The 21,058-nt window shown below is 72.3% G+C and carries 20 protein-coding genes; 4 read left to right on the top strand and 16 right to left on the bottom strand.

The genetic code is table 11. The features are described from left to right. Nucleotides 1–9 precede the first annotated feature (9 nt). Entirely contained in the window at nt 10–975 is a 966-nt protein-coding gene (locus QWJ41_RS19210) for a hypothetical protein (RefSeq protein ID WP_302710090.1), read from the top strand. 75 nt (nt 976–1,050) lie between these two features. On the opposite strand, the gene QWJ41_RS19205 is transcribed toward QWJ41_RS19210, so the two are convergent. From QWJ41_RS19205 to uvrA, 11 genes are all read right to left on the bottom strand, one after another. Further along, nucleotides 1,051–1,410, bottom strand: a complete 360-nt coding sequence (locus QWJ41_RS19205) for an RNA polymerase-binding protein RbpA (RefSeq protein ID WP_302710089.1) — start codon at nt 1,408–1,410, stop codon at nt 1,051–1,053. 39 nt (nt 1,411–1,449) lie between these two features. Continuing rightward, the gene (gene secG, locus QWJ41_RS19200; protein WP_179616650.1) at nt 1,450–1,680 is read right to left on the bottom strand and encodes a preprotein translocase subunit SecG; all 231 of its coding nucleotides are present in this window, start codon (nt 1,678–1,680) and stop codon (nt 1,450–1,452) included. Nucleotides 1,681–1,711: 31 nt separating this feature from the next. Next, entirely contained in the window at nt 1,712–2,521 is an 810-nt protein-coding gene (tpiA, locus tag QWJ41_RS19195; protein WP_302710087.1) for a triose-phosphate isomerase, read from the bottom strand. A 4-nt stretch (nt 2,522–2,525) separates the two neighbouring features. Continuing rightward, on the bottom strand, nt 2,526–3,752 hold the full coding sequence (locus QWJ41_RS19190) for a phosphoglycerate kinase (RefSeq protein ID WP_302710086.1): 1,227 nt from the start codon (nt 3,750–3,752) through the stop codon (nt 2,526–2,528). 2 nt (nt 3,753–3,754) lie between these two features. Beyond that, complete coding sequence (gap, locus tag QWJ41_RS19185; protein WP_302710085.1) at nt 3,755–4,753, bottom strand: type I glyceraldehyde-3-phosphate dehydrogenase; 999 nt, start codon at nt 4,751–4,753, stop codon at nt 3,755–3,757. 145 nt (nt 4,754–4,898) lie between these two features. Beyond that, on the bottom strand, nt 4,899–5,885 hold the full coding sequence (gene whiA / locus QWJ41_RS19180) for a DNA-binding protein WhiA (protein WP_302710084.1): 987 nt from the start codon (nt 5,883–5,885) through the stop codon (nt 4,899–4,901). A gap of 19 nt (nt 5,886–5,904) precedes the next feature. Beyond that, nucleotides 5,905–6,936 carry a gluconeogenesis factor YvcK family protein gene (locus tag QWJ41_RS19175; RefSeq protein WP_302710083.1) on the bottom strand — a complete coding sequence of 344 codons (1,032 nt, stop codon included), beginning with the start codon at nt 6,934–6,936 and terminating at the stop codon, nt 5,905–5,907. After that, entirely contained in the window at nt 6,936–7,814 is an 879-nt protein-coding gene (gene rapZ / locus QWJ41_RS19170; RefSeq protein WP_302710082.1) for an RNase adapter RapZ, read from the bottom strand. The genes QWJ41_RS19175 and rapZ overlap by 1 nt, the downstream gene beginning before the upstream one ends. Then, nucleotides 7,811–9,823: an excinuclease ABC subunit UvrC gene (gene uvrC / locus QWJ41_RS19165; RefSeq protein ID WP_302710080.1), complete on the bottom strand. Its 2,013-nt coding sequence runs from the start codon at nt 9,821–9,823 to the stop codon at nt 7,811–7,813. The genes rapZ and uvrC overlap by 4 nt, the downstream gene beginning before the upstream one ends. Nucleotides 9,824–9,866: 43 nt before the next feature. Then, on the bottom strand, nt 9,867–10,304 hold the full coding sequence (locus QWJ41_RS19160) for a Rieske (2Fe-2S) protein (RefSeq protein WP_302710079.1): 438 nt from the start codon (nt 10,302–10,304) through the stop codon (nt 9,867–9,869). Nucleotides 10,305–10,360: 56 nt separating this feature from the next. Next, nucleotides 10,361–13,408 (bottom strand): excinuclease ABC subunit UvrA, encoded by a 3,048-nt coding sequence (gene uvrA / locus QWJ41_RS19155; RefSeq protein ID WP_302710078.1) that lies wholly within the window; start codon nt 13,406–13,408, stop codon nt 10,361–10,363. 174 nt (nt 13,409–13,582) lie between these two features. On the opposite strand from uvrA, the gene QWJ41_RS19150 reads away from it, so the two are divergent. Beyond that, nucleotides 13,583–14,254 carry an MBL fold metallo-hydrolase gene (locus QWJ41_RS19150; protein WP_302710077.1) on the top strand — a complete coding sequence of 224 codons (672 nt, stop codon included), beginning with the start codon at nt 13,583–13,585 and terminating at the stop codon, nt 14,252–14,254. Nucleotides 14,255–14,269: 15 nt separating this feature from the next. On the opposite strand, the gene QWJ41_RS19145 is transcribed toward QWJ41_RS19150, so the two are convergent. From QWJ41_RS19145 to QWJ41_RS19135, 3 genes are read right to left on the bottom strand one after another with little or no spacing between them, the layout of a single operon-like run. Continuing rightward, entirely contained in the window at nt 14,270–15,346 is a 1,077-nt protein-coding gene (locus tag QWJ41_RS19145; protein WP_302710076.1) for a 2Fe-2S iron-sulfur cluster-binding protein, read from the bottom strand. 4 nt (nt 15,347–15,350) lie between these two features. Further along, nucleotides 15,351–15,653 (bottom strand): hypothetical protein, encoded by a 303-nt coding sequence (locus tag QWJ41_RS19140; RefSeq protein ID WP_302710075.1) that lies wholly within the window; start codon nt 15,651–15,653, stop codon nt 15,351–15,353. Continuing rightward, on the bottom strand, nt 15,653–16,840 hold the full coding sequence (locus QWJ41_RS19135) for a 3-ketosteroid-9-alpha-monooxygenase, oxygenase component (RefSeq protein WP_302710074.1): 1,188 nt from the start codon (nt 16,838–16,840) through the stop codon (nt 15,653–15,655). The genes QWJ41_RS19140 and QWJ41_RS19135 overlap by 1 nt, the downstream gene beginning before the upstream one ends. 118 nt (nt 16,841–16,958) lie before the next feature. On the opposite strand from QWJ41_RS19135, the gene QWJ41_RS19130 reads away from it, so the two are divergent. Both QWJ41_RS19130 and QWJ41_RS19125 read left to right on the top strand, forming a co-directional pair. Continuing rightward, the gene (locus tag QWJ41_RS19130; RefSeq protein ID WP_302710072.1) at nt 16,959–18,146 is read left to right on the top strand and encodes an acyl-CoA dehydrogenase family protein; all 1,188 of its coding nucleotides are present in this window, start codon (nt 16,959–16,961) and stop codon (nt 18,144–18,146) included. A 6-nt stretch (nt 18,147–18,152) separates the two neighbouring features. Further along, nucleotides 18,153–19,256 (top strand): acyl-CoA dehydrogenase family protein, encoded by a 1,104-nt coding sequence (locus QWJ41_RS19125; RefSeq protein WP_302710071.1) that lies wholly within the window; start codon nt 18,153–18,155, stop codon nt 19,254–19,256. Nucleotides 19,257–19,293: 37 nt separating this feature from the next. On the opposite strand, the gene QWJ41_RS19120 is transcribed toward QWJ41_RS19125, so the two are convergent. Continuing rightward, on the bottom strand, nt 19,294–20,643 hold the full coding sequence (locus QWJ41_RS19120) for a S8 family serine peptidase (RefSeq protein WP_302710070.1): 1,350 nt from the start codon (nt 20,641–20,643) through the stop codon (nt 19,294–19,296). Beyond that, nucleotides 20,640–21,058: hypothetical protein (locus QWJ41_RS19115; protein ID WP_302710069.1), on the bottom strand; the 419-nt coding region annotated here is incomplete at its 5' end. The genes QWJ41_RS19115 and QWJ41_RS19120, both read right to left, overlap by 4 nt.

Below are 21,058 nucleotides of genomic sequence, written 5' to 3'. Positions count from 1 at the left end.
CTCCGGTCCATGGACATCAAGGACATGCTCGAGGCACGTGTGGTCGACCCGGCGCTCGGACTCCCCAGCGCGGAACCGTTCGCCGTCGCTCGCGCCACAGAAGCAGGACTGACCCGACGACAGCTGGCCGACCTCGTCGACCACGGAGTCCTTCGCCGTGTCGTCAAGGGCGTGCTGGTTGGCGCATCGGCACCGGACGACGTCGCAACCCGGGCTGCCGCCCTGCGCCTGGTGGCTCCACCCGATGCGGTGGTGACCGACCGGCATGCCGCCTGGTTGCACGGCGCCGAAGGCGCGTTGGCACCCGGCGAGCACGTCGCGCTCCAACCGCTGAGCGTAGTGCTGCCACCCGGCAGGGGCCGCCTGCGCAACACGATCTCCGACGGCGGCGAGCGCGAGCTCGCACCTCGTGACATCACGTCCGTCCACGGGCTGAGGGTGACCACCGCCTTGCGCACGGCCCACGACCTCGGGCGCCGTCGCTGGCCAGACGAGGCGCTGGCGGGAGTGGACTCCCTCCACCGGGTGCCCGGGTTCGACCACGGCGCCTTCGTCGCAGGCATCGAGCGCTATGCGGGGCGGCGCTGGATCCGGACTCTGCGGGCGGTCGGGCCGCTGGCAGACGGGCGCGCCGAGTCACCGGCGGAGTCCATCCTCCGGTTGCGCTGCCACGAGTGCCGCATCCCGGTGGTGCCGCAGTACGAGCTGTGGCACGACGGTGTCCACGTCGCGCGCTTCGACATGGCGGACCCCGAGCTCAAGGTCGCCTTCGAGTACGACGGCGAGGAGTGGCACTCGACGCCCGAACAGCGTGAGCGGGACCGTCGACGCCGCGAGGCCGCCGCGCGCCTGGGGTGGATCATCGTGGTCCTGCGCAAGGAGCACCTCTTCGGACAGGCCCGGTCCGCCGAGACGATGATCCGTGCGGGCTACGCCCAGGCCCGCGAGCGTGCCGGTCTGTCGCGGCACTGGTGACGCGAGTCGGCTCGTTCGAACCAGCCGACTCGCGAGTCGGCTCGTTCAGACCAGCCGGGTCGGGACCCGTCCGGGTCAGAAGATCAGGTCGCCGGACTTGCGGCGGCTGCGCAGCAGCTTGAGGGCCTCGGTGAGGATCTCGGCGGCCTCCTCGTCGGAGCGCCGCTCCTTCACGTAGGCCAGGTGGGTCTTGTAGGGCTCGATCTTCGGGGCCGCCGGCGGGTTGTCGGCGTCCATGCTGGCCGGGAGGCCGCACTTGGGGCAGTCCCACGACTCGGGCGCCTGCGCCTCGATGGAGAACGCCACGACGGAGCGGTGCTCGCGGGCGCAGAAGTAGGTCACGGTCTGGCGGGGCGCGGCCTGGCCCCGCTCCGCCTCGCCCATCGGTCCGGCGCCGACCCGGCTGCCCCGGATAGCGCTTCCTCCACCAGCCACGAGCTCTCCTTCAACGACGGTCGAACAGGGACGGACAGGTCAGTAGGCGAGCAGGAGACCCATCGAGATGACGGTGGCGAACCAGATCACGCCGATGCCGACGGTGAGCCGGTCGAGGTTCCGCTCCGCGATCGAGGAACCGCCGAGCGAGCTCGACACGCCGCCACCGAACATGTCGGAGAGACCGCCGCCGCGACCCTTGTGCAGCAGCACGAGCAGGATCATCAGGGAGCTGGTGAGGACGAGGATGATGGTGAGGAACGTTTCCACGGTCGCGAAGCCTACGTCACGATCCCGACGGTCACAGGACCGGCATGTCGTAGAAGCGGCAGATCCCGCCGAACTCGTCGGCCTGCAGGCTCGCGCCGCCCACCAGGGCGCCGTCGACGTCGTCCTTGGCCATGATCCCGGCGACGTTGGCGGCCTTCACCGACCCGCCGTAGAGCACGCGCACGCCGTCGGCGGCCTCGTCGCCCAGGGTCGAGCGGACGTGCCCGCGGATGGCCGCGCAGACCTCCTGCGCGTCGTCGGGCGTGGCGACCTCGCCGGTGCCGATGGCCCACACCGGCTCGTAGGCGACCACGAGCCCGGCGACCTGCTCGGCGCTGAACCCGGCCAGGGAGCCCTGGACCTGCTCGAGGCAGTACGCCACGTGCTCGCCGGCCTGACGGGTCTCCAAGCCCTCGCCCACGCACACGATCGGGGTCATCCCGGCCGCCAGGGCGCGGTGCGCCTTGGCGTTGACGACCTCGTCGCTCTCGCCGTGGTGCTCACGGCGCTCGGAGTGGCCCACCACGACGTAGGAGCAGCCGAGCTTGGCCAGCATCCCCGCCGAGATCTCGCCGGTGTAGGCGCCGGACTCGTGCACGGAGACGTCCTGGGCGCCGTAGCGCACCGGCAGCCGGTCGCCGTCGACCAGGGTCTGCACGGAGCGCAGGTCGGTGAACGGCGGCACCACGACGACCTCGGCCTTGGCGTGGTCGTGCTTCTTGTCCTTCAGCACCCAGGCGAGCTTCTGGACCAGCACCACCGCCTCCTGGTGGTTCAGGTTCATCTTCCAGTTGCCGGCCATCAGCGGTGTGCGCCCGGGGGCGGGGGTGGTGCGAGCCATGTGGTCAGTCCTCCAGGACGTCGATGCCGGGGAGGTCCTTGCCCTCGAGGTACTCGAGGGAGGCCCCACCGCCGGTGGAGATGTGGCCGAACGCGGCCTCGTCGAAGCCGAGCGCGCGCACGGCCGCGGCCGAGTCGCCGCCACCGACGACCGTGAGGCCCTCGATGCCGGTCAGCGCCTGCGCGACCGCACGGGTGCCGTCGGAGAAGGCCGGGACCTCGAAGACGCCCATCGGGCCGTTCCAGAAGACCGTCCGCGCGTCGGCCAGCGCCGCCGCGAAGTCGGCGCCGGCAGCGGGGCCGATGTCGAGGCCGAGGCAGTCGGCCGGGATCTGGGTCGCGGGGACCACGCGCGGCTCGGGCTCGCGCTCCCCCGAGGGGAAGGCGGTGTCGACGACGACGTCACCGGGCAGCAGGATCTGCACGCCCGAGGCCTCGGCGCGCTCGAGGTAGGCCCGGCAGGTGTCGAGCTGGTCCTCCTCGAGCAGGCTCTGGCCCACCTCGTGGCCCTGGGCCTTGAGGAAGGTGAAGACCATCCCGCCACCGATGAGCAGCTTGTCGGCCTTGCCGAGCAGGTTGTCGATGACCCCGAGCTTGTCGGAGACCTTCGAGCCGCCCAGGACGACCACGTAGGGCCGCTCGGGGGTCTCGGTCAGCCGGCGCAGCACGTCGATCTCGGTGGCCACCAGCCCGCCCATCGCGTGCGGCAGCCGCTTCGCGACGTCGTACACGGAGGCCTGCTTGCGGTGCACGACCCCGAAGCCGTCGGAGACGAAGACGTCGGCGAGCTCGGCCATCCGGGCCGCGAAGTCCTCGCGCTCGGCGTCGTCCTTGCTGGTCTCGGCGCCGTTGAAGCGGACGTTCTCGAGGACCGCGACCTGGCCGTCCTCGAGACCGGCGACGCTCTCGTGGGCCGACTCGCCCACGGTGTCGCGGGCGAAGGCCACGTCACGGCCCAGCAGCTCGCCCAGGCGCGCCGCCACCGGCGTCAGCGAGTACGCCGGGTCGGGGGCGCCCTGCGGACGCCCGAGGTGGGCGGCGACCACGACCCGGGCCCCGGCCTCGGCCAGGGCGCGGATCGTGGGCACGCTCGCGCGGATGCGTCCGTCGTCGGTGATCACCCGGGCGTCGGCAGGGCCGTCGAGGGGGACGTTGAGGTCGGAGCGGACCAGGACCCGCTTACCCTCGACCCCCTGCTCCAGCAGCTGTGCGAGATCGGTGTGCGAAGCCACCGTCAGAGCGTCTCGCCGACGTGGGCGATGAGGTCGACGAGCCGGTTGGAGTAGCCCCACTCGTTGTCGTACCAGCCGACGACCTTGACCTGGGTGCCGATGACCTTGGTCAGCGGCGCGTCGAAGATGCAGGACGCCGGGTCGGTCACGATGTCGGAGGAGACGATCGGGTCGGTCGAGTAGCGCAGGTAGCGGCCGTCGGCGGCCTTCTCCAGCACCGCGTTGACCTCCTCGACGGTGGTCTCGCGACCGACCTCGACGGTCAGGTCGGTGGCCGAGCCGGTGGGCACGGGCACGCGCAGCGCGTAGCCGTCGAGCTTGCCCTTGAGCTCGGGGAGAACCAGGCCGATCGCCTTGGCGGCACCGGTCGAGGTGGGCACCACGTTGAGCGCGGCGGCGCGGGCGCGGCGCGGGTCCTTGTGGATGTTGTCCTGCAGGTTCTGGTCGGCGGTGTAGGCGTGGATCGTGGTCATCAGGCCCTTGACGATGCCGAACTCGTCGTTGAGCGCCTTGGCCATCGGCGCCAGGCAGTTGGTGGTGCAGGAGGCGTTGGAGATCACCGTGTGCTGCGCCGGGTCGTACAGCTCGTGGTTGACGCCCATCACGACGGTGATGTCCTCGTTGGAGGCCGGCGCGGAGATGATGACCTTCTTGGCGCCACCGGCGTCGACGTGGGCGCGGGCCTTCGTCGCGTCGGTGAAGAAGCCGGTGGACTCGACGACCACGTCGACACCCAGGTCGCTCCAGCGCAGGTTCGCCGGGTCGCGCTCGGCGAAGGTCTTGACGACCTGGTCGCCGACGCGGATCTCGTCCTCGGTGGCCGAGACGTCGGCGTCGAGGCGACCCAGGATCGAGTCGTACTTGAGCAGGTGGGCCAGCGAGGCGTTGTCCGTCAGGTCGTTGACCCCGACGATCTCGATGTCCGCACCGGAGGCACGGACGGCACGGAAGAAGTTGCGGCCGATCCGGCCGAACCCGTTGATACCTACTCGAACGGTCACTGCTGCTCCTGCTCTGTGGCTGACGGCCCGCTCCCGGACCCGGGGCGGCGTGCGTCACGACCCTATCGCCACCCGCAGCCGGGCTGCAGCCCCCTCCCGGCGTACGAGCCGGTAACCGCACGCACGGTGGCGGGCGGAGCGTGTCTCAGCCGTCCTCGGCCATCATGTCGGGGGTCAGCGACGACTCGGTGTCGGGGATGCCGAGGTCCTCGGCACGCTTGTCGGCCATCGCCAGCAGCCGGCGGATCCGTCCGGCGATCGCGTCCTTGGTGAGCACGGGCTCGTGCAGCTGGCCGAGCTCCTCGAGCGAGGCCTGCTTGTGCTCCAGGCGCAGCGTGCCGGCCATCTTGAGGTGGTCGGGCACCTCCTCGCCGAGGATCTCCATGGCGCGCTCGACACGGGCGCCCGCGGCCACGGCGGCGCGCGCCGAGCGGCGCAGGTTGGCGTCGTCGAAGTTGGCCAGGCGGTTGGCGGTGGCCCGCACCTCGCGGCGCATCCGGCGCTCCTCCCAGGCCATCAGGGACTCGTGGGCCCCCAGGCGGGTCAGCAGCTGGCCGATAGCGTCGCCGTCGCGGATGACCACCCGGTCGACGCCGCGCACCTCGCGGGCCTTGGCCTGGATGCCCAGGCGACGGGCCACACCGACCAGGGCCAGCGCGGCCTCGGAGCCGGGGCAGGTGACCTCGAGCGAGGACGACCGGCCGGGCTCGGTCAGCGAGCCGTGCGCCAGGAAGGCGCCGCGCCAGGCGGCCACCGAGTCGCAGCCGCCGCCGGCCACCACCGCGGGCGGCAGCCCGCGCACCGGACGACCGCGCTGGTCGAGCAGCCCGGTCTGGCGGGCCAGCGACTCGCCGTCCTTGACCACGCGCACGATGTAGCGGCTGCCTTTGCGGATGCCGTTGCCCTGCACCATCACCACGTCGGACTGCGCGCCGTAGACCTCGGAGACGTCGCGGCGCAGCCGTCGCGCAGCGGCGCCGGTGTCGAGCTCGGCCTCCACGACGATCCGGCCGCTGACGATGTGCAGCCCGCCGGCGAAGCGCAGCATGGAAGCCACCTCGGCCTTGCGGCAGCAGGTCTTCGTGATCTGGGTGGAGGCGAGCTCCGCCTTCACCTGTGCCGTCATCGCCATGCGACGAATCCTGCCACGGTCACGGGCGGGCCACGAGGTCGGCGTCGCCGGGCGCCCCTGCACCCAGCACGATGCTCTCGTACGCCGCTGCCAGCTTGGCCGGGTCGTGGCGCGGGCTGCCGTCGTCGGAGGCGACGTCGGCGACGACCAGCCGTGCCCCGGCGGCCTCGACGACCTCGAGCAGGTGCTGGTGCTCCTCGGCACCGATCCGGGTGTCGGCCAGCACGGTGTGCACGGCCAGCTCGGGCGCGTGCTCGACCAGGACCGCCAGGTGGTCGGCCGGGCCGAAGCCGCCGGTCTCCCCCGGCTGCTCCTCGAGGTTGAGCACCACCACGACCCGGGCGTCGGTAGCGACCAGCGCATCGCGCAGGTCGGGGACCAGCAGGTGCGGGATGACCGAGCTGAACCAGGACCCCGGGCCCAGCACCACCCAGTCGGCGTCGGTGACGGCCTGCAGCGCCTCGGGGCAGGCCAGCGGCGCGGCGGGCTCGAGGTCGACGCGGGTGATGACCCCGCCGGTGGTGGCGACCTCGACCTGCCCGCGCACCAGGGTCAGCGCGTCCTCGTCGCCGGGGTCGAGCCCGCGCACCTGCGCGGTGATGTCGAGAGGGGTCAGCGCCATCGGCAGCACGCGCCCGGCCGAGCCGAGGAGCCGGCCGACCAGGTCGAGGGCCTGCACGTGGTCGCCCAGCTGCTCCCACAGCGCCACGATCAGCAGGTTGCCCACGACGTGGCCGTTCATCTCGCCCTCGCCGGCGAAGCGGTGCTGCAGCACCCGCTCCCAGGTGCCGCCCCACTCGTCGAGCCCGCAGAGGGCGGCCAGCGCCATCCGCAGGTCGCCCGGCGGCAGCACCCCGAACTCCCCGCGCAGCCGACCCGAGGAGCCGCCGTTGTCGGCGACGGTGACCACCGCGGTCAGGTCGTCGACGACCACCTCGTCGACCAGCCGGCGCAGGGCGCGCAGCGAGGCGTGCAGGCCGTGCCCGCCGCCCAGCGCCACCACCGACTGCGCCCGGTCGGCGGCGCGGTGGGCGGCCGGGCCCGCGGCCATCACTCGCGCCCCAGGTCACGGTGGGTGGCCGTGGCCTGCAGGCCGAGCTCGACGAGCCGGCGGGTGACCTCCTCGGTCATCGCGACGCTGCGGTGCTTGCCGCCGGTGCAGCCGATCGCCACCCGCATGAAGCGCTTGCCCTCGCGCAGGTAGCCCTCGGCCACCCCGGTGAGCACCGGCAGGTAGCCGTCGAGGAACTCCTCGGCCCCGGGCTGGGAGAGCACGTACTCGGAGACCTCGTGGTCGCGGCCGGTGTGCGGGCGCAGCTCGGGGATCCAGTGCGGGTTGGGCAGGAAGCGCATGTCGGCCAGGTAGTCGGCGTCGACGGGGATGCCGTACTTGAAGCCGAAGCTGACCACCCGGATCCGGAGGTCGGTGGAGTCCGGCGACCCGAAGGCCTCGCGGATGCGCGAGGTGAGCTGGTGCACGTTGAGCGCGGTGGTGTCGATGACCAGGTCGGCCTCGCCACGCAGGTCGGCCAGCACGACCCGCTCGCGCTCGAGCCCGTCGAGGAGGCGGCCGCTGCCCTGCAGCGGGTGCGGACGCCGCGCGGCCTCCTGGCGGCGCACGAGCACGTCGTCGGTGGCCTCGAGGAAGACCAGGGTGGCGCGGCGCCCGGTGGCCTTCTGGGCCAGGTTCGCCTGCAGGGAGCCGAAGAACGAGCCCGAGCGCACGTCGACGACGACCGCGATCGGCTGCCCGGCGCCCTGGCTCTCGTCGACCAGACGGACGACGTCTCGCAGCAGGCTGGGCGGGAGGTTGTCGACCACGTAGTAGCCGAGGTCCTCGAGCTCCTTGGCCGCCGTGCTGCGCCCCGCGCCGGTCATCCCGGTCACGACCACCAGCGGTCCGGTGGCGGGCTGCTGCTGCTCGCTCATGCTTCCTCGATCTCTCCCGTGGCGGTGTTCACCGAAACGATCACGGGAGCAGTCTCCCCGGCCTCGCCCTCGGGCGAGACCGCGGCCTTGATCGAGGCGGCGGTGCGCGCCCCGATGCCGGGCACCTGGGCGATCTCCTCGACCGTGGCGGCGCGCAGCTTCTTCAGCGACCCGAAGTGGACCAGCAGCGTCTTGCGGCGCACCTCGCCGAGGCCGGGGACGTCGTCGAGGACGCTCTCGACCATCGACTTGGAGCGCCGGCTGCGGTGGTGGGTGATCGCGAAGCGGTGCGCCTCGTCGCGGATGCGCTGCAGCAGGTAGAGGCCCTCGGAGGAGCGCGCCAGGATCACCGGGTCCTCCTGGCCGGGCACCCAGACCTCCTCGAGGCGCTTGGCCAGCCCGCAGACCGGCACGTCGTCGATGCCGAGCTCGTCGAGCGCGCGCTGGGCGGCGGCGACCTGCGGCGGGCCGCCGTCGACCACGACGAGGCCCGGGGAGTAGGCGAACTTGCGGGGCCGGCCGGTCTCGGGGTCGACCAGCATCGGCCCGTCCTGGCCCTCGACGGTCTGCGAGCGGGCCTGCTCGTCGAGCAGCCGGCGGAAGCGTCGAGTGATCACCTCGTGCATCGAGGCGACGTCGTTCTGCCCGTCGACGCCCTTGATGACGAACTTGCGGTACTCGCCCTTGCGGGCCAGCCCGTCCTCGAAGACCACCATCGACGCCACGACCTCGGTGCCCTGGAGGTTGGAGACGTCGTAGCACTCGATGCGCAGCGGCACGTCGTCGAGCTCGAGCGCCTCCTGGATCTCCTCCAGCGCCCGGTTGCGGGTGGTCAGGTCGCTGGCCCGCTTGGTCTTGTGCAGCGCCAGCGCCTGGGAGGCGTTGGAGGCCACCGTCTCCTGCAGGGTGCGCTTGTCGCCGCGCTGCGGCACCCGGATCTGCACCCGCCCGCCGCGCAGCTCGCTGAGCAGCTCCTCGAACGTCGCGTGGTCGGGCGGCAGCGCCGGCACCAGGATCTCGCGGGGGATCGACTCGGAGTCGCCGGCGTAGAGCTGGAGCAGGAAGTGCTCGACCAGCTCGGCGGTGCCGCCCTCCTCGACCCGGTCGGCCACCCAGCCGCGCTGGCCACGGATCCGCCCACCGCGGACGTAGAAGATCTGCACCGCCACCTCGAGCGGGTCCTCGGCCAGCGCGATCACGTCGGCGTCGGCGCCGTCGCCCAGCACCACCGCCTGCTTCTCCAGGGCGCGCTGCATCGCGCCGAGGTCGTCGCGCAGGCGGGCGGCCTTCTCGAAGTCCATCGCCTCGGAGGCGGCGTACATCTGCTTCTCGATGCGGCGCAGGAACGGCCGGGTCTGCCCGCCCATGAAGTCGCAGAAGTCGTCGACGATCTCGCGGTGCTCCTCGGCGCTGACCTGGCCCACGCAGGGTGCCGAGCACTTCTCGATGTAGCCCAGCAGACAGGGGCGCCCGATCTGGGCCGAGCGCTTGAAGACGCCGTTGCTGCACGAGCGCATCGGGAAGACCCGCAGCAGGATGTCGACGGTCTCGCGGATCGCCCAGGCGTGGCTGTAGGGCCCGAAGTAGCGGGTGCCGCGGCGCTTGGCGCCGCGCCCGACCATCACCCGGGGGAACTCCTCCCCCACGGTGACGGCCAGCCAGGGGTAGGACTTGTCGTCGCGGTACTTGACGTTGAAGCGCGGGTCGTACTCCTTGATCCAGGAGTACTCCAGCTGCAGCGCCTCGACCTCGGTGTTGACCACGGTCCACTCGACGCTGGCCGCGGTGGTGACCATCGTCGCGGTGCGCTGGTGCAGGTGGGCGATGTCCTGGAAGTACGACGACAGCCGGGCCCGCAGGTTCTTGGCCTTGCCGACGTAGACCACGCGCCCCTTGGCGTCGCGGAAGCGGTAGACGCCCGGACCGGTCGGGATCGAGCCGGGCTCGGGGCGGTAGGACAACGGGCCGCGGGTGCTGCGCCGCTCGGGTCGGGCTGCTCGGTCTGGCACCGCACCAGCCTACGAGCCGCCGGGGACACCCCCGGTCCCGGCGTCAGGCGAGCGTGATCGAGTCGCCCTCGACGGTGAGCGGCAGCTCGTTGAGGGGGCTGTCGGCCGGCCCGGCGACGGGCTCGCCGGTCGCGACGTCGAAGACCGAGCCGTGGCAGGGGCAGCGGATGCCCTCGGCGGTGATGCTCTCGAGCGCGCAGCCCTGGTGGGTGCAGACGTTGGAGAAGGCCTTGAACTCGCCCTCGTTGGGCTGGGTGACGACCACCTTCTCCTCGGCCAGGATCACGCCGCCGCCCACCGGCACGTCGGCGGCGGTGGTCAGCGGCTCGCCCGGGTTCGCCTCCGGGGTGGGCGCCTCAGCGCTCGACCCGCCGTCGTCGTCGCCGCAGGCGGCCAGCAGCGGCAGGCCCAGCCCCACCCCCGCCGCCCCACCAAGGGCGTGGCGACGGCTGATGGGGCTAGAGGATGCTCGCTGGTCCATGGCACCAGCCTAGGCAGGCGCTGCTCGGCTGCCCACCCCCCACGATTGAGGGCCCTTTATGCGGGGCGCTTCTTCGCCGCCGCCTTCGTGCTCTTCTTGGCCGTCTTCTTCGCAGGCGTACGCCGCGTGGTCGCGGCGCGCTCGTTGGCCGCGCGGGCGGCGGCCTGGCGGCGCGTGGCGCGCACCGGGGCGGGCGCCTCGTCGGCGCCCAGCATGCCGGCGGGCTGCTCGGCCTCCTTGCCCTCCAGCAGCGGGGCCAGGTAGCGCCCGGTGTGGCTCTCGGGCACCGCCGCGACCTGCTCGGGGGTGCCCTCGGCGACCACCAGACCGCCGCGCGAGCCGCCCTCGGGGCCCATGTCGACCAGCCAGTCGGCGGTCTTGATGACATCGAGGTTGTGCTCGATGACCAGCACCGTGTTGCCGGAGTCGACCAGGCGTCCCAGCACCAGCAGCAGCTTGCGGATGTCCTCGAAGTGCAGGCCGGTCGTGGGCTCGTCGAGCACGTAGACCGTGCGCCCGGTGGAGCGCTTCTGCAGCTCGGCGGAGAGCTTGACGCGCTGCGCCTCCCCGCCCGACAGCGTGGTGGCGGGCTGGCCGAGGCGCACGTAGCCCAGCCCGACCTCGACCAGCGTGGTCAGGTGGCGCGAGATCGCGGGGACGGCGGCGAAGAAGTCGACGGCCTCCTCGATCGGCATGTCGAGGACCTCGGCGATGGTCTTGCCCTTGTAGTGCACCTCGAGCGTCTCGCGGTTGTAGCGCGCACCGTGGCAGACCTCGCAGGGCACGTAGACGTCGGGCAGGAAGTTCATCTCGATCTTCAGCGTGCCGTCGCCCGAGCACGCCTCGCAGCGTCCGCCCTTGACGTTGAAGGAGAAGCGGCCCTGCAGGTAGCCGCGCATCTTGGCCTCGGGGGTGGCCGCGAAGAGCTTGCGCACGTGGTCGAAGACGCCGGTGTACGTCGCGGGGTTGGAGCGCGGGGTGCGCCCGATCGGCGACTGGTCGACGTGGATCACCTTGTCGACGTGCTCGGTGCCGGTGATGGCGCGGTGCCGGCCCGGCAGCGAGCGGGCGTTGTAGATCTGCTTGGCCAGCGAGGTGTAGAGGATGTCGTTGACCAGCGTCGACTTGCCCGACCCGGAGACCCCGGTCACGGCCACGAAGAGGCCGAGCGGGAAGGAGACGTCGACGTCGGCGAGGTTGTGCTCGCGCGCACCCAGGACCTTGAGCTCGCGGCCCACCGTGCGCGGGCGGCGTACGGCCGGCACGGGGATCTCGCGGCGGCCCGAGAGGTACTGACCGGTCATCGAGTCGGGGTGGTCGTAGAGGTCCTGCACGGTGCCGCTGTGCACCACCTGGCCGCCGTGCTCGCCGGCGCCGGGGCCGATGTCGACGACCCAGTCGGCCACCTTGATGGTGTCCTCGTCGTGCTCGACCACGATCAGGGTGTTGCCGAGGTCCTTGAGCCGCAGCAGGGTCTCGATCAGGCGCTGGTTGTCGCGCTGGTGCAGGCCGATCGAGGGCTCGTCGAGCACGTAGAGGACGCCGACGAGACCGGCGCCGATCTGGGTGGCCAGGCGGATGCGCTGGGCCTCGCCGCCCGACAGCGACCCGGAGGGCCGGTCGAGGGAGAGGTAGTCGAGGCCCACGTCGAGCAGGAACTGCAGCCGCTCGTGGATCTCCTTGAGCACCCGCTCGCCGATCTGGCGCTCGCGGTTGGTCATGTCGAGCTCGCTGAGGAACTGCGAGGCCTCGTTGATCGGCAGCGCACAGACCTCGGCGATGCCGGCGCGGCGCGGCTCGCCCTCGGCGACCGAGGTCAGCGTCACCGAGCGCGAGACCGACTTGAGCCGCGAGCCGTCGCAGGTCGGGCAGGGCACCTCGCGCATGAAGCTCTCGAAGCGCTCCCGGCTGGTGTCGGACTCCGCCTCGCGGTGCCGGCGCTCGATGTAGGAGCGCACGCCCTCGAAGGCGGCGTCGTAGGCGCGCTCGCGGCCGTAGCGGTTGCGGGTGACGACGTGGACCTTGCGCGAGTGCCCGTCGAGGATCGCCTTGCGCGCCGAGGCGGGCAGCTCCTCCCACGGGGTGTTCAGGTCGAAGCCGAGCTCGCCGCCCAGCGCGCCCAGCAGCCGCAGGAAGTAGTCGGAGATGTGCGCGTGGCTCCACGGCTGGATGGCGCCCTCCCCCAGCGTCGCCGCCGGGTTCGGCACGACCAGCTCGCCGTCGACCTCCATCCGGGTGCCCAGGCCGGTGCAGGCCGGGCAGGCGCCGAAGGGCGAATTGAAGGAGAAGGAGCGCGGCTCGAGCTCGTCGACGTCGATGGGGTGCTCGTTGGGGCAGGCCATCTTCTCGCTGAAGCGCAGCTCACGGTGCTCGTCGTCGGCCGGGAGGTCGACGAAGTCGAAGACCACGAGTCCGCCGGCGAGCCCGAGGGCGGTCTCGACGGAGTCGGTGAGGCGGCGCTTGCTGGACTCCTTGACCGAGAGCCGGTCGACGACCACCTCGATCGTGTGCTTCTTCTGCTTGTCCAGGGTCGGCGGCGCGTCGAGGGTGTAGGTCTCGCCGTTGACCCGGGCCCGCGAGAAGCCCTGGGTCTGCAGCTGGGAGAACATGTCGACGTACTCGCCCTTGCGCCCGCGGATGACCGGCGCGAGCACCTGGAAGCGCCGTCCCTCCTCGAGCGCGAGCACCCGGTCGACGATCTGCTGCGGCGTCTGCCGCTCGATCGGCGCCCCGCAGGTGGGGCAGTGCGGGCGCCCCGCGCGGGCGTAGAGCAGGCGCAGGTAGTCGTAGACCTCGGTGATCGTGCCCACCGTGGAGCGCGGGTTCTTCGACGTCGACTTCTGGTCGATGGAGACCGCAGGCGAGAGGCCCTCGATGAAGTCGACGTCGGGCTTGTCCATCTGGCCCAGGAACTGGCGCGCGTAGGCCGACAGCGACTCGACGTAGCGGCGCTGGCCCTCGGCGAAGATGGTGTCGAAGGCCAACGACGACTTGCCGGAGCCGGAGAGGCCCGTGAAGACGATCAGGGAGTCCCGGGGCAGGTCGATCGAGACGTCCTTGAGGTTGTGCTCCCGGGCACCCCGGATGATGAGCTGGTCCTGCACGAAGTCTCCCTGGTCGATCGAACACGCGTTCGCGATGGTACGGCGGCGGCGCTGACGGCGCACGTCCTCGCCCACGGTGCCACCTACCACCGACAACCGTGCCAGCGCGGACGCCCGGAACCCACACCCACCCGGTGCGCCGTTGGTCACGCCCGGCGCGGCATGCTGGTGCCCATGACCTACACCGGAGACGTCCGGCCCGGCGGCGACCCGCAGGTGCGCGAGCTGGCGCACCTGAGCATCACCAAGGTCGCGGTCGACCCGGAGATGTCCAACAACTGCTACCTGCTGCGCTGCCGCGAGAGCGACGAGCAGGTGCTCGTCGACGCCGCCGCCGAGCCCGCCACGCTGCTGCCGCTCATCGGGGAGGCCGGGCTGTCGGCGATCGTCACCACGCACCAGCACTGGGACCACCACCGCGCGCTGGCCGCCGTCGTGGAGGCCACGGGCGCCGAGGTCCTGGTCGGCGAGCCCGACGCCGACGCGGTCACCGAGCAGACCGGCGTCGACGTCACCCGCCGGCTCGCGCACGGCGACACCGTGCGCGTGGGCCGGTGCAGGCTCGAGGTGCTGGCCGTGGCCGGGCACACGCCCGGATCCGTGGCGCTGAGGTACGACGACCCCGAGGGCCACCCGCACCTGTTCACCGGCGACTCCCTGTTCCCCGGGGGCGTGGGCAACACCTTCGGCGACGAGGCGGCCTTCCGCCAGCTCGTCGACGAGGTCGATCACAAGATCTTCGCCACGCTGCCCGACGAGACCTGGTTCTACCCCGGACACGGGGGCGACTCGACCCTCGGCGCCGAGCGCCCGCACCTGCCGGAGTGGCGCGAGCGCGGCTGGTGAGCCAGGAGCGCTACCTCAGTGGTAGGTGGCGCGCACGCTGTCGGTGACCGGGTGCGACTGGCAGGCCAACCGGATGCCGTCGGCCAGGTCCTCGTCGTCGAGGACGTCGTTGTGCGCCATGCTCACCTCGCCCTCCAGGAGCCGCACGGCACACGCGGAGCACTCCCCCTCGCGGCACGAGAACGGCGCCGGCACGCCCTTGGCCTCCAGGTGCTCGAGCATCGTGGTGCCGGGGGCCCAGTCGTCGAAGGTGTGGGTGGTGCCGTCGAGCTCGACCTCGAGGCGCACCGGGCCCGGCTCCTCGTCGGCAGGCCCCGCAGGCCCCGTGTCGGTCACCTCGACCTGGGCCGGGCCCGACGTCACCGCGTCGCCGAACGGGTTGCCGCCCAGGGAGACGAACTTCTCCTGGTGCCGGCGGGCGCGCGGGAAGTCCAGCTCGCGCAGGGCGGCGACGGTCGCCTTCATGAAGGGAGCGGGGCCGCAGACGAAGGCGTCGCGGTCGGCGTACGCCGCGGCGAAGGCCCGCAGCTGCGCCGGGTCGGGCAGGCCCTGCACCGACTCGAGCCAGTGGACGACCTGCAGCCGCTCGTGGTGCTCGGCGGCCAGCCGGGCCAGCTCGGCGGCGAAGATGACCGAGCGCTCGTCGCGGTTGGCGTAGAACAGCACGATGCGTCCGGTGCCCCTGGCCAGCGCGGTGCGCAGGATCGACATCACCGGGGTGACGCCGCTGCCGCCGGCGAGCAGCAGCAGGTCGGCGTCGAGCGAGGCCGGGGTGAAGATGCCGCTGGGCGGCAGCGAGCGGATCGTCGAGCCGGGGCGCAGGTGGTCGCAGATCCAGTTGGAGGCGTAGCCGTCGGCGGTGCGCTTGACCGTCACGGTGAGCGGGCCGTCGTCGTGCGGGCTGGAGGACAGCGAGTAGCAGCGCGCGGCCACCCCCGTGCGCTCGGAGGGCACCGCCAGGGTCAGGAACTGCCCGGGCTTGTAGCGGAAGTGCTCCTCGGCGCCCTCGGGGACCCGGAACGAGATGGAGCGGGCGTCGGCGGTCTCCTCGACCACGTCGACGACCTCGAGGTCGAAGCTGTCGATGTCCACGCGCTCAGTATCCGTCCTCGGCCCCGACGGGGACCGCTCCGTCCCGCACAGCGGCCTCGATGCTCGCGGCCAGGCGCGAGCAGCCCTGCTGCAGGCCCCGCCCCGAGGGGTCGGGCGCTCGCCGCGACAGCTCGGGGCACTGCTCCCGCGCCCCGGCGCTCCACTGGATGGAGGTGTGGTGGTCGCTGTTCTTCTTGACCCCCACCCGGGCCAGGCAGTCCAGGCAGGCCACCGTGGTCAGCCGGGCCGTGGTGTAGAGCCGCTGGTCCTCCAGCGTCTCGGGGCTGGTCGGCACGAACGAGGCCATCAGGTGCCCGTCATGACGCTGGGGTCCCCAGCCTGGTCCCCGGCCTGGTCCCCGGCCTGCTCCTCGGCCTGGCGGCGGGCCAGGTTCTCGGCCACCTCCTGCTGCCAGTACTCGTTGGCCAGCGTCGTGTCGACCTCGAACTCGAAGCGCTCGGTCATCTCGGGGGTGACGTCGGCGACGTCGACGTAGAACTGCTCGTACCAGCGGCGCAGCTGGTAGACCGGCCCGTCCTCCTCGCAGAGCAGCGGGTTCTGCACCGGCACCTTGTTCTTCCAGATGGCCACGTCCTGGAGGAACCCGCTGCCGAACATGTCGGCGTACTTCGCGGCGATGAACTGCGCGGTGGCCTCGTCGAGCCCCTCGGGCTTCTTGACCGAGATGCCGTACTGGAGGGTGAAGGAGTCGGGGCCGGTGGGCACGTGGCAGTTGATCAGCACCACCTCGGTGCGGAAGCCCTTGTAGTCCACGTCGAGCCAGTTGATCATGTACGACGGTCCGTAGTAGGTCGCCTCGGACCGCAGGAAGAGGTCCGCGTCGCCGTAGCCGCCGCTGACGTCGGGCCGGCCCTTCGACTCCATGTACTGCGTGGCCTGCGTGCCCTCGAAGACGTTGCGGAAGCTGGTCGGGAACGAGAGGTGCACGTAGTAGAAGTGCGCCATGTCGACGACGTTGTCGATGAGCTCGCGGCAGTTCGAGCCCTCGATCGGCACGACCTCCCACGCCCAGTCGGTGTAGGCGTCGGTGCCGATGCCGGGCAGCTCGGGCGGCAGCAGGTCGCGGTCGGGCGCCGAGCCCTCGACGTCGTGCCAGATCAGCAGCTGGCCGTTGCGGACCTCGGTGGCGTACTTCTGGGTACGGGCCCGCAGCGGCACCCGACGGGCGTAGGGGATGGACTTGCAGCGCCCGTCGCCGCCCCAGCGCCAGTCGTGGAAGGGGCAGGCGATCTCGTCGCCCTTCACGCTGCCCTGGGACAGGTCGCCGCCCATGTGGCGGCAGTAGGAGTCGAGGACGTTCAGCCCGCCCTGGCTGTCCTGCCAGACGACCAGCTGGCCACCGAAGCCCCGGACGCGGTGCGGCTCGCCGTCGGCGAAGGTGCTCGCCAGGCCCAGGCAGTGCCACCCACGGGCGTAGCGCTCGGGGGCGGTGCCCTGGTCGAGATGGCGGGGGGTGCTGGTCGTGCCGCTCATGTGTGTCTCCAGACGTACCGGTGGACCAAAACGAGAACAGGTTATAGTTTTCTGCTGTGTGGCGCCAGCCACACCCGCCGACTCGCGGCGGGCGTCCCCACCGATGCGGAGACCCACCATGCACCTGGCCCTCGAGCCCGAGCAGCTCGCCCTGCGCGAGGAGCTGCGTGAGTACTTCTCCGCGCTGGTCACCCCCGAGGTCCGGGCGGGGCTCTCGGCCGCGACCGGCGAGTTCGGCGAGGCCGGCGTCTACAAGGACGTGATCCGCCGGCTGGGCAGCGACGGGTGGCTGGGCATCGGCTGGCCCGCTGAGTACGGCGGGCAGACGCGCTCGATGGTCGACCAGCTGATCTTCACCGACGTCGCGGCCGACTTCGGGGTGCCGATCCCCTACCTGACCCTCAACACCGTCGGGCCCACGATCATGCGCTACGGCACCCAGGAGCAGAAGGAGTACTTCCTGCCCCGCATCCTGGCCGGGGAGCTGCACTTCTCGATCGGCTACTCCGAGCCCGGCTCGGGAACCGACCTCGCCTCGCTGCGCACCAGGGCGGTGCGCGAGGGCGACGAGTTCGTGATCAACGGCCAGAAGATGTGGACCTCGCTCATCCAGTACGCCGACTGGCTCTGGCTGGCCTGCCGCACCGACCCCGACCTGCCGCGGCACAAGGGCCTGTCCATGATCCTGGTGCCCGCCGACGCCCCCGGCTTCTCCTACACCCCGGTGCACACGGTGGCCGGCGTCGGCACCAGCGCCACCTACTACGAGGACGTGCGGGTGCCGGTGGGCAACCTCGTGGGCGACCTCAACGGCGGCTGGTCGCTGATGACCAACCAGCTCAACCACGAGCGGGTCGCCCTGACGTCGTCGGCACCGCTGGTGCAGTCGCTGTCGCAGGTGCGCCGGTGGGCGCAGGAGACCAAGAACCCCGACGGCCAGCGCGTCGTCGACACCGAGTGGGTGCAGGTCGCGCTGGGCCGGGCGCACGCGCGCATCGAGATGCTGACCCTGCTGAACTGGAAGCTGGCCTCCGACGCCGACCAGGGCATCGACCTGTCCCCCGCCGAGGCATCGGCCACCAAGGTCTACGGCTCCGAGCTGGCCACCGAGGTCTACCGCTCGCTGATGGAGGTCGTGGGGCCCCAGGCGGGCCTGGGGGCCGGGTCGGACGGGGCGGTGCTCGCGGGCCGCCTGGAGCGCTACCACCGCTCCGCGCTGGTGATGACGTTCGGTGGCGGCACCAACGAGATCCAGCGCGACATCATCGGATACGTGGGCCTCGGCCTGCCGGCAGCGAAGAGGTAGGACCCCATGGACTTCACGTTCACCCCCGAGCAGGACGAGGCGGCCGAGCTGGCCGCCCGCATCCTCGCCGACCGCACCGGCACCGAGCGGCTGCGCGCCGTCGAGGCCGCCGGCGACCGCTTCGACCGCGACCTGTGGGCCGCCCTGGGCGAGGCCGGCCTGCTGTCGCTGGCCGTGCCCGAGGAGCACGGCGGGGCAGGTCTCGGCCTCGTCGAGCTGTGCCGTGTCCTGGTCGAGGTCGGACGCCGGGTCGCCCCGGTGCCGCTGGCCACCCACGGCGCCGTCGCGCTGCTGCTGGCCGAGCACGCCGACGGCGCGCTGCAGGCACGCTGGCTCCCCGGCGCGGCCGACGGCACCACGGTGCTCAGCGCTGCGGTCTCCGAGGAGCGCAGCCACCTGCCCGCACGACCGGTCGTCACCGCCGAGCCCGAGGGCGACGGGTGGGTGCTCAGCGGCACCAAGGTGATGGTCCGCGCCGGCGGCGCGGCAGCGGCGTACGCCGTCAGCGCGAGCACGGCCGACGGGGTCGGCGTCTTCCTGGTCGAGGCCGGCGCCACCGGGGTGCGCAGCACGCCGGGCCGCACCAGCGACGGTGACGAGGTCTCCCGCCTCGACCTCGACCGCGCCCCCGCCCTGGCGGTCGGCACCCCCGGCGACGCCACGGCGACCCGGCTGGGCGCGCTCCTGACCGCGTGCACCGCTGCCGAGCTGCTGGGCGTCACGGAGGGGGCGCTGCACCTGACCGCCGGCTACGCCAGGACGCGCGAGCAGTTCGGGCGCCCCATCGGCACCTTCCAGGCCGTCTCGCAGCGGCTGGCCGACGGCTACATCGACGTGCTCGGCCAGCGCCTGGTGCTGTGGTCGGCGGTCTGGCGGCTGGCCGAGGGGCTGCCCGCCGGCACCGAGGTCGCCGTCGCCAAGCTCTGGGCGGCCGACGCCGCGCACCGGCTGGCGCACACGACCGTGCACGTGCACGGCGGCGTCGGCATCGACCTCGACGGGGAGGCGCACCGCTACTTCACGACGGCCAAGCGGTTCGAGCTCGCCTTCGGCAGCGCGACCGAGCAGGCGCTCACGATCGGCCGCGCGCTGGCGACCGAGCCGGTCTGAGCGCAGGCCACCACTGGCCACCCCTGGCTACCCCTGGCTACCCCTGGCGTGCCAGGTGGTAGCGCAGGCTCGAGAGCAGGTCGACGGTGCCGTGCTTGATCCGCTTCCGCTCGTCGTCGGGGAAGTCGCGGGCGGTCTCGACCGTGGCCTTCTCGCCCTCGTCGCGGCCAGCGCCGGCGGCGATGAGCAGCGCCAGCTGGCCGCTGACCTGGGGCGCGGCCATCGAGGTGCCGGCCCAGCGGGCGAACCCACGGGCCGGGACCGGCCCGAGCACGCGGCCGGCCGGTGCGGCCACGTCGACCCACCCGCCCCAGTTGGCGAACTTGGAGACCGAGTCGCGCCCCACCTCGACCGAGGTGACGGCGAGCACGTCCTTGTTCGCGGCCGGGTAGGCCTGCTGGTCCCGCGCGGAGTTCCCCGCGGCCGCGACCACCTCGACACCCTCGTCGTGGGCGTGGGCGAGGGCCAGGTCCAGGAGGTCCGAGCCGACCTTCTCGGACGTCCCGAGGCTGAGGTTGATCACGTCGGCCCCGGCGTCGGTGGCGTCCCAGATCGCCTGGGCCACCAGGTAGATGCTGCCGGCGCCGTCGCTGTCGAGCACCCGCATCGGAATGATGCGGGCGTCCGGGGCGACGAGAGCGACCAGCCCGGCGACGAAGGTGCCGTGGCCGTAGGCCTCGTCGACCACGCCGTTGGCGTTGCGGTCGAGACCCTGCTCGCGGTCGCGGGGCCGGGAGTCGTCTTCGACGTAGTCATAGCCGTGGCGCAACCGCCCCCGCAGGACCGGGTGGCGACCGGCGACCCCGGTGTCGAGCACGGCGACGCGCACGCCCTCCCCGGTGGAGATCCGGTGCACGCGCTTGAGCTTGAACTGCTTGGCCATCGGCTGGCGCTCGAACTGCCTGGTCCGCGCCTTCACCTTCGTCGGCGTCCCGGCGGGCCAGCTGTGGTAGCGGTCGTCGGCGAGGAGGGTGTGTGCGTCGAGCTCGGCGAACAGCACGCCCTGGTGCTTCTCGATGTCCTTGGCGAGGTCCTCGGCGTCGTCGTCGTCCTCGCGCGTCTCGGGGTCGGTCGGTCGGTAGAGGTAGATCTGGCGCGAGGCCAGCACGTCGTCCTCGAGCGTGACCGGGAAGTCCCGGGTCAGGTCGTCGGCGGTGTAGCCGGTCGCGGGGTCGAGCTTGACGACGATGTCGGTGCCCGGTCGCCCGTCGTCATCGTCGTCGTCGTCGTCGCGAGCCGAGGGCGACTGCTGCGCGGTGACCGCGGCGGCCCCGGCAGGCGCCTCGGAGGCTGTCGAGGCCGGTGGCAGCACGGCCGCGCCCGTGGCCCACAGCGCGACAGCCAGGGCAGCCGCGGTCGAGCGTCGGAGGGGGTGGTTGCTGGTCATGCGGACTCCTCGGTGGTGAGGTCGAGCTCGGCGACGATGGTCATCTCCCCGTTGCTGACGCGCAGCGCGGTGATCCCGCGTGGCGCCTCGATGCGGAAACGTCCGAGGCCGTCGGCGTCGACCGACGGCACCGACCGGCCCGCGCCCACGACCTCGGCGGTGAAGACCGGCGAGCTGCTGTCGTGGGAGAGCAGCACCTGCCCGCGCAGGTCGACGACGTCCGCGGCACCGGTCGATCGAGCCTCGAGCAGCAGGTCCGCGAGCTCGCACTGCCACATCAGGTGCACGGCTTCCCCGCCCAGCCCGTCGCCCGCCCCGCGGACGGCCAGGCCGAGCTGCTGGCGCCGGCTGTCGAACACCAGGGCGGCGACCACCTCGAGCAACCGGCTCGCGCGGGATGTCGATGAGCGGTGCC

The sequence above is a fragment of the Nocardioides cremeus genome, from assembly GCF_030518195.1.
GTDB classification, from domain to species: domain Bacteria; phylum Actinomycetota; class Actinomycetes; order Propionibacteriales; family Nocardioidaceae; genus Nocardioides; species Nocardioides cremeus.
Note: the sequence above shows the minus strand (reverse complement) of the source record. Positions and strands in the feature narration are given on the sequence as shown.